Source organism: Psychrobacter maritimus, assembly GCF_904846345.1.
Classification (GTDB): Bacteria; Pseudomonadota; Gammaproteobacteria; order Pseudomonadales; family Moraxellaceae; genus Psychrobacter; species Psychrobacter maritimus.
In genome coordinates this window covers 266,595-281,368 of sequence record NZ_CAJHAJ010000002.1, presented here as the reverse complement: position 1 = coordinate 281,368, position 14,774 = coordinate 266,595, and the positions used below count along the sequence as shown (strand labels likewise).

Here is a 14,774-nt window from a genome sequence, read left to right as displayed (position 1 = left end):
TAATGTATCGTCCATATAATGATACATTTAAGCAATACATTAGCATGAATCTAAGTAAAGGTAATATTAGCATGAGCGTACTGGCCAGTACATATAAAATGCGGATAAATAAATTTATTCATTATGCAATAAAAAGATGACCAACGGTCGTTATGGTAGGATGAACTGCTGTTTTTTATTAAAAAATCGCCGATAAATGAGTAAAGCGCTTATCGTACAGCCAAGGGTGCTACTGACGCAGATTAAAAACATAGTTACAATCTGATAACGCACAGCTTGGGTGGGGTCGGCACCGGCAAGTATTTGCCCAGTCATCATACCCGGTAAGCTGACAATACCGACAACCAGCATCGAGTTTAGGGTGGGCGTCATGCCATTGACGATAGCCGCTCGTATTTGTTCGTGTACCGCTTCAAATGGTTTGGCAGAAAGGCTTAGCATCATCTCGATACGCCCTTGTTGCCCATGGAGGTTTTCGATAAGCTGATTGCTGGTCAGGGAGATAGCGGTCAAAGAGTTGCCGAGTATTAAGCCCAGTATAGGAATGATAAATTGCGGTGTATACCAAGGCTGCACTTGCAAAATCAGACTAATAGCGATGACTGTAACCAATACTGCTGATGCACTGACAGCGATTAACGTATCAATTAACAGACCTTTATACGTGCGTTTGACTCGATTTTTGGCAGCGCTACCGGCAATCAAAGTCATGATGGTTAAAATAATAAGGACTTCGTACCATTGTTCCCGAGCGAAAATCCATGCCAATATCAGGCCGATAAAGCTAAGCTGTATCACCGTACGGACAGCAGCAATGACAAGTGTTTTGGTCAATCTTAGACGCAAAAACCATGACACGACCAGCACGATAATAATCAAGCTGCTGGCAAGCGCAATATCAGCATAAGTCAGTACGATTTGCATGTTATCTGTACTCATCACGGGAGCTCGTTATAAAGGCAAGGTTAATCTACTTTGGTTAAAACGCCGGCATCCATATGCCAATGTTTATCTGCTAATGGCATAATATCCTGCGTGTCATGAGTTACCCACAATAATGTGCGCGTCGGCTCACGACGTAACCAGTTGATAAGCAAATGCACGAGTTTCGCTGACGTATCGACGTCTAAGGCTGCAGTAGGTTCATCCAATAACAATACTTGCGGGTTTAATTGCAATAAACGCAGTGTATTGACCAGTTGCCGCTCGCCACCCGACAGAGTGTTGGCGTCTTGTTGTAAGAAGTCAGAGGTACGCTCTAAATACTCAAGCTGCTCGATGTGCCAGTCAATATTAAAATGCTTTTGTTGATGGCTCGCCAAGCGGTAGGGCAATTGCAAGTTATCAATAACGCTGCCTTCTAGCAATTGTGGCTGCTGCGCGAGAAGGGCGACCTGCGAGCGCCAATGCATGGGTGCTATTTCATGAATGCTATTACGAGTATCCCTATTTTGCGCATCGCTTTGTAGCCAAACGTCGCCGGTTGTCATAGGCAGCAGCCCTGCTAATACGCGCAATAAGACAGACTTGCCACTACCAGAAGCGCCAGTCAAAACCGTTACTTGCCCAGCCAGTAATGTACCACTGGCACCACTTATCAATGCACGGTTATTAATGGATAAAGCATCGTCGGAAGCTGAACTCTTCTGTCTTTTTGTGAACCATCGGCGGTAAGTAGGGAGCGGAGTCGCGCGCTTGCTATGGACCCATATATCTTCAAATGCTAGCATAAAAGCCTTATTATCCGTCTTATTGGCGCTCATAGCCTAGTCGTTCAATCGTTTTACTTGCCAGCGTGTTGTATGAGCGTTTGCTCAATGGTCTCGCGTAACTTTTGCGGTACGCGAATAGGACGCATAGGTGCACTATGGTTGGCAGTCGCATCAGCACCAGAATCAGATATAGAAGCTGGCGTGATTTGATTTTGTACGCAAGCGATAACGATTTTAGTGCTGCTTAACAAGGTATTGTTAGAATAATTGCTGTTTGAAACAGCAGTGTTTGCCTGAGTATCATCATTTGCATCTACAGTTGGCATTAGGCGATGAATGCTTTGATAAAATACAATACTGGCAGGTTTTAATTCGACCTTATCGATACGTACATTAATGACTTCATCTAATAGAATGGCTTTTTTGTATTGCAGGTCTGCTTGGCTGACGACAAAATGCTGAATCTCACCATCATCGGTCTGCAAAAAATAGCCATTTAAACCAAGCTTGGTAAACCAATCACGGCGACAGTTTTCAAAGAATACTAAATGATTGGCATGGTAAACTATGCCGCCTGCATCAGTATGGTTAATATATATATTATAATCAGTGGCAAATAACGGTGTGCTTGCGCTAATAGGTGGTGTATGGGTGTTTTTATTCATAATTGTCATAATGTTGCTCAGTAAATTTACTTAATAATTTATTTTTAGGGTTTAAACATTTATAGATATGGTTATAAAAATAAGAAAAAGTCGATAACGCATCTGTGGCTGCTTTTAACAGCTACTCTATCGTAAGAGATAAGGGCGCGCAACAGATAGCCTTGCCGATGTCTGTTATCATAAACCTTTATATATTGCCGCTCTGCTTTATTTTATAGCCGCACTATTTAATGGTCGCACTTTTAAAGTGTCGGTCGTTTAAATAGCAATACTCGTTTATAGCAGTATTTTGTTTTAATTCATTAGTATAGGACAGTTTATGACCCGTTTTGTCAGTTTTAATATCAATGGTATCCGCGCTCGTCAACATCAGTTAGAAGCGGTGCGAGAGGTAATCGACCCTGATGTGATGGGTCTACAAGAGACCAAGGTGCATGATGAGCAGTTTCCGCTCGAAAATGTCGAGAGCTTGGGTTATCACGTCGAGTACTTTGGTCAAAAAGCGCATTATGGCGTGGCGTTATTATCGAAAGTTGCGCCTATTTTTGTGCAAAAAGGCTTCCCTGGTGAAGATGAAGAGGCGCAAAAACGCTTTATCCATGCGCGCTATGTGTTCGATGGACGTGAAGTGGATGTGCTTAACGGTTATTTCCCACAAGGTGAGAGTCAAGACCATCCGACCAAATTCCCTATGAAGCGTGCCTATTATGCAGATTTGATGACCTATATCGATACGCTAAAAGCAGAAGGGCGCTCGCTAATTATCATGGGTGATATGAATATCGCCCCAGAAGATGTCGATATTGGTATCGGCGAGGTTAATGCAAAACGCTGGCTTAAAAATAGAAAAACCTCGTTTTTGCCTGAAGAGCGTGAATGGTATAGTGACTTGATGTCACGCGAGCTGACCGATACTTATCGTCTGCATTATCCAGAGAGTACCGAATTATATAGTTGGTTTGATTATCGCAGTCGCGGTTTTAATGATGAGCCGAAACGCGGTCTGCGTATCGACCACATTTTATGTACAGCGGATTTAATAGAGCACTGCGTTGATGCGGGTATTAGCTATGAGCTACGCGGCATGGAAAAACCCTCTGATCATGCGCCAATTTGGGCAGCGTTTGACTTAAATAAAGTATAATAGCTTGATTAAAAACAGCAGGTTTTAATCACCAAGTTTTATATCTAAGACTGTAAAACCAAGAGCGTATAACTAAGATTTTATAAAGATAACTTATAACCAATAAATAATGCATCAGCATTGATGAATAAGGATTGAATGATGGCTGTCGGCAACGTTGCAATACCGAATACGATTTATCCTATTGATGGGATTAAACTAAGCGCCACCGCTGCAGGCGTACGCTACAAAGACCGCGATGATTTGGTGGTGATAGAGATTGCTGATAGCGCCAACACTGCGGTTGTGACCACAAAAAATACCTTTTGTGCTGCACCGGTACGTGTTTTACGTGAACACTTTGCTAAAGCCAGCCCGCGTTATTTAATCACCAATACCGGCAACGCCAATGCTGGTACGGGCGCTGATGGTAAACGCCGCGCGCTTGATATCTGTAGCGCTCTAGCTGCTAAAGCTGGCGTGGATGTCAGTACTGTTTTGCCATTTTCGACAGGCGTGATAGGCGAGCCACTAAATAGTGATGCTGTCATCGCAGGCTTAGACAATGCCTTAGCCAATCTGGCCGCCGATAATTGGCTGGCCGCGGCCAATGGTATTCGTACGACGGATACGATTCCAAAGCTTGCCAGTGAAAAGGTTGATGTCGATGCTATCAGCTATCATATTACGGGTATGTCAAAAGGCTCGGGAATGATACGCCCCAATATGGCGACCATGCTTGGCTATGTGGCCACTGATGCCAATATCGCCGCTGACTTATTGCAAGAAATGCTGAGCAAAATTAATGAGAAATCTTTTAACCGCATTACTGTCGATGGCGATACCTCAACCAATGATTGCTGCGTCTTGATTGCAACCGGAACAGCGAGCTCGGAGATTATTGATAGCCCAGAGCATCCGCATTATCAGCCGATATTTGACGCCTTAACAGCAGTGTTTGTGCGCTTGGCACAATTGATTGTACGAGATGGGGAAGGCGCCACTAAGTTTATGACGGTAAAAGTCACGGGTGGCAATACCACGCAAGAATGCTGCGATGTGGCGTATGCGGTCGCCCATTCACCACTGGTCAAAACGGCATTTTTTGCCAGTGATGCCAACTGGGGTCGTATCTTAGCAGCGGTTGGTTATGCCGGTATCGACGACCTTGATACCGAGCAAGTCGATGTCTATCTAGATGAAGTGATGATTTGTCAAAATGGTGGTGTGGCTCCGAGTTATACGGAAGCGGCTGGCAAAGAGGTTATGAGTCGTCCTGAGATTACCATTCATATTGATTTGGCACGTGGTGATGCTCACGATACCGTTTATACCTGCGATTTATCTTACGATTACGTCAAAATAAACGCGGATTATCGTAGCTAAAAATCATTTATATTTTTATACAAACGCTCAAAGCTGAAATGGTTTTGAGCGTTTTTTTATGTCTAATACCAAATTATTCAATACTGCGATTTCTCTCATTAATAAATCACTGTTAATAAAAGATCGTTAATAAAAGACCGTTAATAAAAAACCATGAATAAAAACCGTTTATTCACATCAGTTGCAAAAGCTGACGTTACGTTACAAAGCAGTTATAGAGGCTAAGGGGTTCGACGACCTATACTAGCTGCAGTAAACAATAGACGGTACTGATGGAGGTTGGGTAATTTGACCTAAATCGAGTTTGTCTCGACTTTATAGCTTTGACTTTATAGTTATAGTAGATTCAAAACCGAACCTTTTATTCACAGTATCTTCATAAATGCCTACTACCTTTTGAATAATGACAATTGATTAAAATGAGTTCAAAAGGTAATGATTAATACTAATAAACTGAGGATTTAATAATGAAAAAATTAGCAATTGCTGCATTGATGACGACTTTTGTTTTATCAGGCTGTTCTACCATGGGTATGAACGATGAGCGTACTATGGTGGTTGAAGGCGAAGCGATGAATGTCAAAGTGGTTAACATTCCAAGCTTTAAAATAGAAATAGCACCACTAAAAGCAGTTTGTGAGCTGCCAGATGCTAATGGCAATAAAATTGAGTCAGAATGCCTACAATATCGTCAGACTTATCAGAAAAACTACACCCCTTTAAACGGTAATATTCAAGGCTTCACTTATGAGCCAAATTACCGCTATATCCTAGATGTGCGCCAAGAAGCGGTTATGAATGAAGCAACTCAGGTGGTTAAGCCAGTTTGGATTCTAAACGAAGTTGTTTCAAAAACAGCTGAATAATTTTAGTTGTAGATTCTTATAGAAAAAGCCTCTAATCATTAGAGGCTTTTTTTGGTTTTAATTTTAAATAATGACAGTCATTATTTGCATTAACATTGACTGTAATTAACACTAACGCCGCGGGTAGCCGTGGGGATGCGGTTGTCAGCATAAATGGCAAGACCGCCGCGAGCGGTTTCTTTATATTTATCAGACATATCCGCGCCTGTCTGCTTCATGGTTTCAATGGCTTTATCCAATGAGACAAAGTGCTGACCATTGCCGCGGCAGGCAAGACGAGCGGCATTAATGGCTTTTACCGCACCCATCGCATTACGCTCGATACAAGGGACTTGTACCAAGCCGCCAATCGGGTCACAAGTCAGCCCTAAGTTATGCTCGATACCAATCTCGGCGGCATTTAAGCATTTGGCTGGCGAGCCATCCATAATCTCAGCCAATGCCGAACCTGCCATGGCACAGGCTGAACCGACTTCGCCTTGGCAGCCCACTTCAGCACCAGAGATAGAAGCGTTTTGTTTAATTAAGCTGCCAATGGCGGTGGCATTTAATAAAAACTTACGGACGCCATCTTGGTTATAATTGGGTAAAAAATCACGATAATAGTGCAAGACCGCAGGAATAATACCCGCCGCACCATTGGTCGGTGCTGTGACAACTTTACCGCCATTGGCATTTTCTTCATTGACGGCAAGTGCATACAAATCAACCCAATCCATCGCCGCAAGCTTATCGGTTTTGGCGATAGGCAAGTCTTTTTCAGCGCATAGTTGATTATGTAAATCGTGAGCGCGGCGTTTAACATCAAGTCCGCCCGGTAAAATGCCACTGTTTTTACAACCTTGAGTCACACAGTCCTGCATCACCTCCCAAATCGTATCTAAATAGCTAAAGATATCTGCTTGATTGCGATAGTGACACTCGTTAGCGAGTACCAGCTCACTGATACTTAACCCATGCTCATGGCACTGTTCAAGCAACTCTGCGGCAGTATTAAACGGGTAGGGAACGATATCAATCGTTGGGCTGGCATGATCCTCATCGGGATTGTTTGCGTCATCTTCGTTGATAACGAAACCGCCACCAACCGAATAATAGGTTTGCTGATACTTGCTACCATCGGCCAATAACGCGCGGATGGTTAATGCATTAGGATGATAAGGCAATACCGTATCATCGTACCAATACATATCGCGCTCGCTATCGAAGTCGATAATGTGTTTACCCGACAAATTAAGCTGTTTATCAGCAAAAATAGGCGCTAGATATTCGCCAGTCAAGCGGGTATCAATGGTACTCGGCGTATGTCCAAGTAAACCCAAATATATCGCCGTATCGGTTGCATGTCCTTTACCGGTAGCGGCCAACGAGCCATAAAGCTCGATTTCAATATTTTTAATCGTCGTTAATGGGCTTTGCTTAAGCAATGACGTCAAAAATAAATTGGCCGCCACCATGGGCCCGACCGTATGAGAGCTCGACGGTCCAATACCAATTTTAAATAAGTCGAAAACACTAATCATATAAATACCAATAAATTGTCAGTGCATCAGCGTATGTGATAAATAGGCTTAAGTACTGGTGTGAAAAAAGATAATAGATAACGGCCCCCAAAGCCTTGATAAATACAGCACAATGACAAGGGCAGGCATTCATTTAAATGCACACTTTAATAAATGTGAGTATTTAAAAAACATGGGATATTATCTATAAATGTCTCTCAGTATAGGCGTACAGAGACCTGCTGAATAATAACTTTTATTTATCATAGAACTCCGTTATCATGCTCGCAGCCATTACCTGTGTAACATCCTGTAATCTTGCTAACACTATATAGTGAACAACGTCGCAGAAATCCTTAAACTACTTTTAATAGAACCTATTTGACGGTCTATATTTGGCCAAAGTAAATGACTTTCCTGCTGTTATCGTTTTTTAATTCCTCTATAGTTGTTGATGATTGGCATGACTTAGTTGTTATCGTTTTGACAGGATTCATATCTGTATTCTCATAGTTGTATTTCTCACAGTTTTTTAGCTGACTAATATCCTCTCAGCTCAAATAGGACAGCGCATGACAATTCCCGAACCTCATTCTCCAAACCCCGAAAATAGCACCCAAGAATCTGCTTCGCACAATGCATTAGAAGCGGCTGGTATTGATGCAGCTGCGATGAGTTATCCGCACAATCCAGACTTTGATAATGGTCGTTGGTTTCCAACGTGGCGTCCGTATGGCGGTGATTTGGATCGTGATCCGGTCGGTATCAATGAGTATTTGCCGCCCGCAAAGAGCGTTTTATTAGGTGTGCAGCATACTTTTGCGATGTTTGGGGCAACGGTGCTGGCGCCATTATTAATGGGCTTTGACCCCAATTTAGCCATTTTGATGTCCGGTATTTGTACGGTGATGTTTTTTATGATTACCGGTGGGCGTATGCCTAGTTATTTGGGCTCAAGCTTTGCCTTTATTGGGCCGGTTATTGCGGTGACGGCTTATGCAGGCGTGGGATTTAATGACAATTTGAATGTCGCCTTGGGCGGTATAATGGCATGTGGCATCATTTATGCGCTGATAGGTCTATTGGTCATGAAGACGGGTACAGGCTGGATTGAGCGTTTGATGCCGCCCATTGTTACCGGTGCAATTGTGATGATTATTGGTTTGAATTTAGCACCAGTGACCATTCAAGGGGTATCTGCCAACCAGTTTGATGCATGGATGGCCACGCTGACGGTATTGTTTATCAGTGGGGTGGCGGTATTTACCCGCGGTATGCTGCGCCGTCTATTACTGTTGGTTGGCTTGATATTGTCGTATATCGCTTATTTCTTTATGACCAATGTGCTCGGCTATGGCGTTCCGATTGACTTTACTAGTGTATCAGCAGCATCATGGTTTGGTCTGCCAAGTATTCATTCACCGCGTTTTGAGATGAGTGCGATTATATTAATTGCGCCTGTTGCCTTTATTTTAGTGGCCGAAAACTTAGGGCACTTTAAAGCAGTCGAAGGTATGACTAAAGCGCGAGTAACGCCTTATATGGGTCGGGCATTTTTTGCTGATGGCTTGGCGACAACGTTTTCGGCAGGTTTTGGTGGTACCGGTGTGACCACTTATGCAGAAAACATCGGTGTCATGGCTGTGACCAAAGTATATAGCACGACGATTTTTGTGGTAGCAGGTCTGGTGGCTATCTTGCTTGGATTATCACCAAAGTTTGGCGCAATTATTCAAACGATACCGGCGGCTTTATTGGGCGGCGCATCTATTGTGGTATTTGGTTTGATTGCGATTGCAGGGGCAAAAATTTGGATAGACAATCATATCGATTTTAGCAAAAACAGCAATTTAATCATTGCCGCGGTCACCGTTATCATGGGTACGGGTAATTTTAGCTTGCATCTAGGCGGCTTTGATTTGGGCGGTATCGGAACGGCTACTTTAACGGCTATTGTGCTAAATGCTTTATTTAATCTTCAAAAAAGTTAACTTATAACTTGGTTGTTAATAAAGCTATAATGTCGTTAACTAAGTTATAGGTTATTAATAAATTAGGGTAGGTGTTATATGAAAGAAAATATAAAGGTTGCTTTATTTACAGGTCTATTTGTAGTAATAGCAACCTTATTATCTGAGTTTGTAATACCTAAATCAAGCTCACTCACAACACCTATTATAGCTGCTCTATCAGTCTTAATTGTTTGGCCTTTAGCAAAGAAGCTGTTTTCAAATAAATAGTAAGTCTGGATTTACTATAGTCTCATTATTAGCTTTTATTTGTATTTACGCTTATAAAACCGTGCAAAGAATCGGTAGCGTCTTAATGCGCGTGGTTTGGGTTTCAGTGAGCCTAGATAAATGGCAAACATGGTCAGCAGTGCGCCGCTCCATTGTAAAGTATTAATCGGTTTATCGAGCCAGCTATAATCAATCACCAAAGCGGCAATGGGCTCGGTCAATAACAGCAGCCCTGTCAATGCCAAGGACAGCTTAGGTATAGAGTAGGCGATAAGCCCCCACGCTAAGCATTGCATTACGGTGCCATAAATCAACACCCAACCAATCTCAGACCACGTATTGGGTAGAATATTGCCCATATCGAACACAAACATCGGGACAATCATCGCCACTACGCCGCCGATGCTAATCAGTTGCATGAGCATAAATATCGGCGTTGGCTCAGTATCGTGGGTCTTACGGATAAAGGTCATCGACGCGGCAAGCATGGCGCCTGAGACGATGCCCGTGACGAAACCCCAAGTCGCGGCGGTATTTTGCGCAAACTCAGGACTGCCTATCATTGCCACGCCCAACATGGCTAAAAATAAACTGATAAGCTGCAAGATAGATTGGCGCTCATTAAAATATAAAAAACCAATGGCTGCTAAAAAGAAAATCTGTAAGCTATTAAGTAAGGTTGAGATACCAGGACCGACCGCATAAATACTCTCATGCCATAATGCCAAATCGAGTCCTAAAAATGCGCCCGATAATAAACCGTAAAAAATAGCACGCTTTGAGCGCGGTAATCGTTGCCCCGTTACTTTAGCCAATACAGCAAATACCACGCCTGAAATAGCCAGCCGCCAAAATGACATCGCCCAGCCACCGATATCGACATGAGCAACAATCAAGCTGCCCAAACCAAAAATAACACAACCAATGACTAAGCCAGTAGCGGCAGAGCGTGAAGAGGCAGTAGCCATGCAATATCCTTATCTCATTATTATGATGCTTTTTTTAAGATGCTTTTCAATTGTTGTTTGCTAAAGCGATGATTTATACAAGCTATATTGTCAGTGTTTTGCACTCGAAATGGAATGGTTTAGGGCGATTTATTTTATAATGACTTATCACACACTATAAATAAACCAGTCACCTTCTTACAGGAATAACATTGGCGCAAACGTCGCTATTTGTTACTCTACTGGCTATCTGCATTTTAAAACCCTGAATGTTTTAGAATAACGACACGCTTTAAATTTTCAAATAGCCTCTATTACTTTTAGCCTAGGTTTGCTTATGCTGCTACGTTCTATATCAAGACGACAAATACTCTCTTTATCTAGATTACCGCTACAATTGTCGCGCGGCAGTTTTGTTATGAGCCTGTTTGTGATGAGCCTGTTTGTGATGAGCATTATAACCGCTACGCCTTTTTTGATGTCAAATGCCCAAGCAGCCAGCTGTAAAATCCCCAAAAGTTATTATAAAAATGTCTCTTGTACAGCGAGTAGCGGCTATTTTTTAGCGATAAAAGATTTTGGCGCACCAGTTGCTTTGATTGATAAAAAAGGTAAAAGCGTGGTTGATTTATCCCGCTATCAAAAAGTAGATGCCGATAAAATATCGGGCGGACTGCTACCGGTACTGCGTAACGGGCGGGTAGGTTACGTCAATATGCAAGGTCGCGAGACTATCCCTGCGATGTACGATATGCTCAAGGAGAGCCAAGGTTGGGCGCGTCCCGTGTCTGAAGGTCGCATCGTGGTCAAACAAAACGGTCATTATGGGGTCATCGATACCGCTAATAAAACAATCGTGCCATTTTCTGCCGCGATTAGTGATATCGATGATTATCGTAGCGGCATGACGCGCGTGCGTAAAAACCAAGCCATCAGCTGGTTGGATAAAAATGGCAAACCCACGCGTGACCCGAATTCGAACAGTAAGGCTGATAGCCAAACATCGACAACTAACGAAAACGTCAAGGAGATACAGCAATCAGCGCCGTCTAGTCCTTTTACCACGCTACAGCCACGTCAACAAGATGGTAGGTGGGGCTTTGTTGATGACAATAATGTCACGATGATTACGTATTCGTTTGATGAGGTGCGTCCATTTTCTGAAGGACTGGCGGGCGTACGCATCGATAACGAATGGGGTTTTGTTAATTTAGGCGGCGAGTTGGTGATTCCTTTTCGTTTTGATAAGAGCGGTGTGAGCGTAGGCGATAGTTATAAAGACCAGCCAGCATTTGTATTCACAAATGGCAAAGCATGGATTGGTAATTTAAAAAATGGGGCTAAGATGTGTATTGATAAAGAGGGTGCTAGTGTTGGTTGTGATTGACAATTAGTACTTATCATTCAATATCGCGCTTAATTTTACAGGTAAAAAGAGAGTGTCAGAGCGATGGATAATCCATCGCTCTGACACTCTCTTTTATGGCTCATTAATCAAATTTGTAAGCTTAAAACATTACTTTTCTAACAGATGATTGCTAATCAAATCGACCATATAAGGCTGATAGTATTCTGGAATATCGTGCGCCATACCTTCGATTAAATGGAATTTTGCATTGGGAATGGTTTTTGCAACCACCCGTCCTTGCGAGGCGGGTAACAGCCCATCTGCGCTACCATGCAGCACAATCGTCGGTGCTTTAACTTGCTTACTGTATTTGCTAATCGAGCCTGAGGCTAAAATAGCATTGAGCTGTTGTACGGTACCGAGTGGATGAAAATTACGCTGATAACGTATCTTGGCGATGTCACGTACCATACGCACATTGACATGCCCTGGCGTACCGACAGTCTTCATAAACCAGACGCTATGACGCACAATATCACGCTCAGAATGGCTCTCAGGGCGATTGATGAGGGTATATAACTGCTTCGGCTTAGGCGGTTTTAAAAAGGCGCGGTTGGTGGTGGTAAACATCAAGGCCATGCGCTGTACTAGACTTGGATAACGCGCGGCGACGATTTGAGCAATCATACCGCCCATAGAAGCGCCAAGTAGGTGCGTTTTATTCAGGTGCAAGGCTTTGATTAAACGCGCCGTATCTTCCGCCATATCGGTTAAGTTATAAGCAACCTGCGCGCCTTTATTCGACAGACCTGTTTGCAGACGCATCATCATTTTTAACTGACTGATACGTGGCAAACCATCAATCTGTACTTTGGACGACAAGCCGATATCACGATTGTCAAAACGTATCACAAAAAAACCGGCATCGATAAGGCGCTTCATAAAGTTATTTGGCCAAAATATCATTTGGGAGCCAAGTCCCATAATCATGAGTAGTGGCGGATTGTTTGGATTACCACCCGCCTCAACGCACAGCTCGATACCGTCACCAATATCTATCATTGCTTGATGAAGATGCTCGCTTAAGTCGGATGCACGCCAATTATGGTTGCCAAATTGCTGCCATTCAGATTCAGGGGTTGGATAATTGCCATTTTCCTCTGAAATCTCAGGCGCTTCTAAAATCCTAGGCGCACTATTGATGGGGTTTGATTGTGTCATGAAGTATCCTATTTAAACGGTCATTGGCTTAAAGTTCGAGCATCTCAAAATCAAGCTTGCCAACGCCGCATTCTGGGCAAATCCAATCATCAGGGATATCTTCCCATTTAGTGCCAGGCGCGATGCCTTCTTCAGGACAGCCGAGCTCTTCGTCATATATCCAGCCGCAGACAATACATTCATAACGTTTCATAAATAGTCCTATCGATTATTGTCACTGTTATTACTACCAGTGCTACTAGGTGTTTTTTAAGGCTTATATTCACTACTATAGTCAATATTTAGACCGTAAAAACGCACGTAGTTTATCATATAACCGTAATTTTCATAGTTAAGTTTACACTTGTATATTGAGATTAACCAGCTTTTATCAAGTCGTAGAGTACCCACTTAATGGTTTTAGTAGTGCTAACTTCGCCAGTTTTATCTCCGCCATAAAGTCGATTATGCTATAATTCTTGCTACCAATTTTACCAATTGAGATATCGACCATCACTGTCATATCCTCTTCCAGTACTATACGCAAAGGGTTATCATGAGCGCTACTGCCGACGTTTCATCAGCTAATACCACAACCAAATCCTCGCCGATACTCAATACTGATCATCCATTTTGGCAAATCATTCGCACAGTACCAGACTTCCCAAAAGTTGGCATTGATTTTTATGATATTACCCCGTTACTGCGCAGTCATATTAATGCTGTGATTGATGAGATGCTAGCTGTACTGCCTGCGGGTCTGCTTGATGACGTCGATTGCTTGGGTGCAGTTGAGGCGCGCGGATTTGTATTTGCCAGTTTGCTAGCAGGTCGCTTGGGTAAGGGTATGATTTTGCTGCGTAAACCTGGCAAATTACCACCACCGGTTGCCAATAAAGCTTATGCTTTAGAATATGGTAAAGACACGCTTGAGATGCAAAATAATTTGCCACCTGAGCGCGTGTTATTGGTCGATGATATCTTGGCTACTGGCGGCACGCTGATGACTGCTTATGAGCTGTGCAAGTCTGCTAAGCACACTGTGGTCGGCGCATTGGTATTGTTAGACCTTGTTGATTTGCACGGCGAATTCCCTGTGCCGGTTTATACGGTTTTAAAAGCTTAGAGAAGAGTTTTTTAGCATAATAAAAAGCGCGCTGAATAGTTCAGCGCGCTTTTTATTTGCATGTATTTAGTTTGTCTTGACCTTCGTTACTTATCTTGCTGGTAACTTTTACAGGCCTGCTCTACTAGCATGCGACTAATTGTTTTTGGCTTGGTCACCTTAAAGTCTTTAGTCGTCAATATTGGCTTTTCTGATTGCCAAGACTTTAACACTTTATCGTCAGCAGCGTAGTTGACGTAAGCGCGCTGATAGTAGCTAGAGTCCTTACAAGAGATGAGTAATTGCTGGTCGCTATGATGGATGTCGGTTTCTTTAGTCTGTTTGTCCTTACCTTGCTTGCTGTCTTTTTCTTTACTATCCTTTATCACCACGGTTTTTGGTGCAGGATAGGTTCTACGAATCGAAACGGTAATATTTTCGACTGCTTTTTCGTCAATAATATGAATGTCTGAGCGTTCGATAGAATCCAAATCTAAGCTAAAAATAGAGCCAGTCTGACTTTTTGATACCTCTAACCAGTTTGCCGCATAGCCACTCATTGCAAGCGTACTACCTGCTAATATCACTGCTAGCCGTTTCATAATCGAGCCTTGCTTTTTGTTATATAAAGTCGCTCATCATAGCCAACTTAATAGGGGCAGGCAAATTTCTTTTATGAC

At 42.8% G+C, this 14,774-nt stretch carries 15 protein-coding genes; 7 read left to right on the top strand and 8 right to left on the bottom strand.

The window, feature by feature from the left end; translation table 11 throughout:
* Positions 1-150: 150 nt before the first annotated feature.
* Genes JMX50_RS04010 through JMX50_RS04000 form a run of 3 tightly spaced genes read right to left on the bottom strand, consistent with a single transcriptional unit; the run spans position 151 to position 2,386 of the window.
* A complete protein-coding gene (locus JMX50_RS04010; RefSeq protein WP_227670902.1) occupies positions 151-939 on the bottom strand; it encodes an ABC transporter permease in 789 nt (262 codons plus the stop codon).
* A 26-nt stretch (positions 940-965) separates the two neighbouring features.
* Positions 966-1,763, bottom strand: coding sequence for an ATP-binding cassette domain-containing protein (locus JMX50_RS04005; protein ID WP_201628524.1), 798 nt, complete (start codon positions 1,761-1,763; stop codon positions 966-968).
* A 20-nt stretch (positions 1,764-1,783) separates the two neighbouring features.
* Complete coding sequence (locus JMX50_RS04000; protein WP_227670901.1) at positions 1,784-2,386, bottom strand: acyl-CoA thioesterase; 603 nt, start codon at positions 2,384-2,386, stop codon at positions 1,784-1,786.
* Positions 2,387-2,696: 310 nt separating this feature from the next.
* Between JMX50_RS04000 and xthA the strand changes: the two genes are divergently transcribed.
* From xthA to JMX50_RS03985, 3 genes are all read left to right on the top strand, one after another.
* Positions 2,697-3,521, top strand: a complete 825-nt coding sequence (gene xthA, locus JMX50_RS03995; protein WP_201628523.1) for an exodeoxyribonuclease III — start codon at positions 2,697-2,699, stop codon at positions 3,519-3,521.
* 141 nt (positions 3,522-3,662) lie between these two features.
* Positions 3,663-4,886, top strand: a complete 1,224-nt coding sequence (argJ, locus tag JMX50_RS03990) for a bifunctional glutamate N-acetyltransferase/amino-acid acetyltransferase ArgJ (RefSeq protein WP_201628522.1) — start codon at positions 3,663-3,665, stop codon at positions 4,884-4,886.
* Between the two features lie 467 nt (positions 4,887-5,353).
* A complete protein-coding gene (locus JMX50_RS03985; RefSeq protein ID WP_183617989.1) occupies positions 5,354-5,752 on the top strand; it encodes a DUF4377 domain-containing protein in 399 nt (132 codons plus the stop codon).
* An 89-nt stretch (positions 5,753-5,841) separates the two neighbouring features.
* Here JMX50_RS03985 and JMX50_RS03980 read toward each other — a convergent pair whose 3' ends face one another.
* Positions 5,842-7,275 (bottom strand): L-serine ammonia-lyase, encoded by a 1,434-nt coding sequence (locus JMX50_RS03980; RefSeq protein WP_201628521.1) that lies wholly within the window; start codon positions 7,273-7,275, stop codon positions 5,842-5,844.
* A 650-nt stretch (positions 7,276-7,925) separates the two neighbouring features.
* Between JMX50_RS03980 and JMX50_RS03975 the strand changes: the two genes are divergently transcribed.
* Entirely contained in the window at positions 7,926-9,245 is a 1,320-nt protein-coding gene (locus JMX50_RS03975; RefSeq protein WP_201628699.1) for a solute carrier family 23 protein, read from the top strand.
* A gap of 78 nt (positions 9,246-9,323) precedes the next feature.
* Positions 9,324-9,494, top strand: coding sequence for a hypothetical protein (locus JMX50_RS03970; protein WP_201563414.1), 171 nt, complete (start codon positions 9,324-9,326; stop codon positions 9,492-9,494).
* A gap of 35 nt (positions 9,495-9,529) precedes the next feature.
* Here the strand turns inward: JMX50_RS03970 and JMX50_RS03965 are convergent, their stop codons facing one another.
* A complete protein-coding gene (locus tag JMX50_RS03965; protein ID WP_201624774.1) occupies positions 9,530-10,462 on the bottom strand; it encodes a DMT family transporter in 933 nt (310 codons plus the stop codon).
* A gap of 316 nt (positions 10,463-10,778) precedes the next feature.
* Here JMX50_RS03965 and JMX50_RS03960 point away from each other — a divergent pair, with 316 nt between their 5' ends.
* Positions 10,779-11,828: a WG repeat-containing protein gene (locus JMX50_RS03960; protein ID WP_201628520.1), complete on the top strand. Its 1,050-nt coding sequence runs from the start codon at positions 10,779-10,781 to the stop codon at positions 11,826-11,828.
* Between the two features lie 129 nt (positions 11,829-11,957).
* Here the strand turns inward: JMX50_RS03960 and JMX50_RS03955 are convergent, their stop codons facing one another.
* Positions 11,958-13,010 carry an alpha/beta fold hydrolase gene (locus JMX50_RS03955; RefSeq protein ID WP_201628519.1) on the bottom strand — a complete coding sequence of 351 codons (1,053 nt, stop codon included), beginning with the start codon at positions 13,008-13,010 and terminating at the stop codon, positions 11,958-11,960.
* Between the two features lie 28 nt (positions 13,011-13,038).
* A complete protein-coding gene (locus JMX50_RS03950; protein WP_183618001.1) occupies positions 13,039-13,203 on the bottom strand; it encodes a rubredoxin in 165 nt (54 codons plus the stop codon).
* 342 nt (positions 13,204-13,545) lie between these two features.
* On the opposite strand from JMX50_RS03950, the gene JMX50_RS03945 reads away from it, so the two are divergent.
* Positions 13,546-14,115 (top strand): adenine phosphoribosyltransferase, encoded by a 570-nt coding sequence (locus JMX50_RS03945; protein ID WP_201628518.1) that lies wholly within the window; start codon positions 13,546-13,548, stop codon positions 14,113-14,115.
* A gap of 86 nt (positions 14,116-14,201) precedes the next feature.
* On the opposite strand, the gene JMX50_RS03940 is transcribed toward JMX50_RS03945, so the two are convergent.
* The gene (locus tag JMX50_RS03940) at positions 14,202-14,696 is read right to left on the bottom strand and encodes a hypothetical protein (RefSeq protein WP_201628517.1); all 495 of its coding nucleotides are present in this window, start codon (positions 14,694-14,696) and stop codon (positions 14,202-14,204) included.
* Positions 14,697-14,774: the final 78 nt, after the last annotated feature.

Coding starts and splice junctions, on each gene's coding strand:
- JMX50_RS04010 (WP_227670902.1), bottom strand. CDS start 939: ATGAGTACAGATAACATGCAAATCGTACTGACTTATGCTGATATTGCG.
- JMX50_RS04005 (WP_201628524.1), bottom strand. CDS start 1,763: ATGAGCGCCAATAAGACGGATAATAAGGCTTTTATGCTAGCATTTGAA.
- JMX50_RS04000 (WP_227670901.1), bottom strand. CDS start 2,386: ATGACAATTATGAATAAAAACACCCATACACCACCTATTAGCGCAAGC.
- xthA (WP_201628523.1), top strand. CDS start 2,697: ATGACCCGTTTTGTCAGTTTTAATATCAATGGTATCCGCGCTCGTCAA.
- argJ (WP_201628522.1), top strand. CDS start 3,663: ATGGCTGTCGGCAACGTTGCAATACCGAATACGATTTATCCTATTGAT.
- JMX50_RS03985 (WP_183617989.1), top strand. CDS start 5,354: ATGAAAAAATTAGCAATTGCTGCATTGATGACGACTTTTGTTTTATCA.
- JMX50_RS03980 (WP_201628521.1), bottom strand. CDS start 7,275: ATGATTAGTGTTTTCGACTTATTTAAAATTGGTATTGGACCGTCGAGC.
- JMX50_RS03975 (WP_201628699.1), top strand. CDS start 7,926: ATGAGTTATCCGCACAATCCAGACTTTGATAATGGTCGTTGGTTTCCA.
- JMX50_RS03970 (WP_201563414.1), top strand. CDS start 9,324: ATGAAAGAAAATATAAAGGTTGCTTTATTTACAGGTCTATTTGTAGTA.
- JMX50_RS03965 (WP_201624774.1), bottom strand. CDS start 10,462: ATGGCTACTGCCTCTTCACGCTCTGCCGCTACTGGCTTAGTCATTGGT.
- JMX50_RS03960 (WP_201628520.1), top strand. CDS start 10,779: ATGCTGCTACGTTCTATATCAAGACGACAAATACTCTCTTTATCTAGA.
- JMX50_RS03955 (WP_201628519.1), bottom strand. CDS start 13,010: ATGACACAATCAAACCCCATCAATAGTGCGCCTAGGATTTTAGAAGCG.
- JMX50_RS03950 (WP_183618001.1), bottom strand. CDS start 13,203: ATGAAACGTTATGAATGTATTGTCTGCGGCTGGATATATGACGAAGAG.
- JMX50_RS03945 (WP_201628518.1), top strand. CDS start 13,546: ATGAGCGCTACTGCCGACGTTTCATCAGCTAATACCACAACCAAATCC.
- JMX50_RS03940 (WP_201628517.1), bottom strand. CDS start 14,696: ATGAAACGGCTAGCAGTGATATTAGCAGGTAGTACGCTTGCAATGAGT.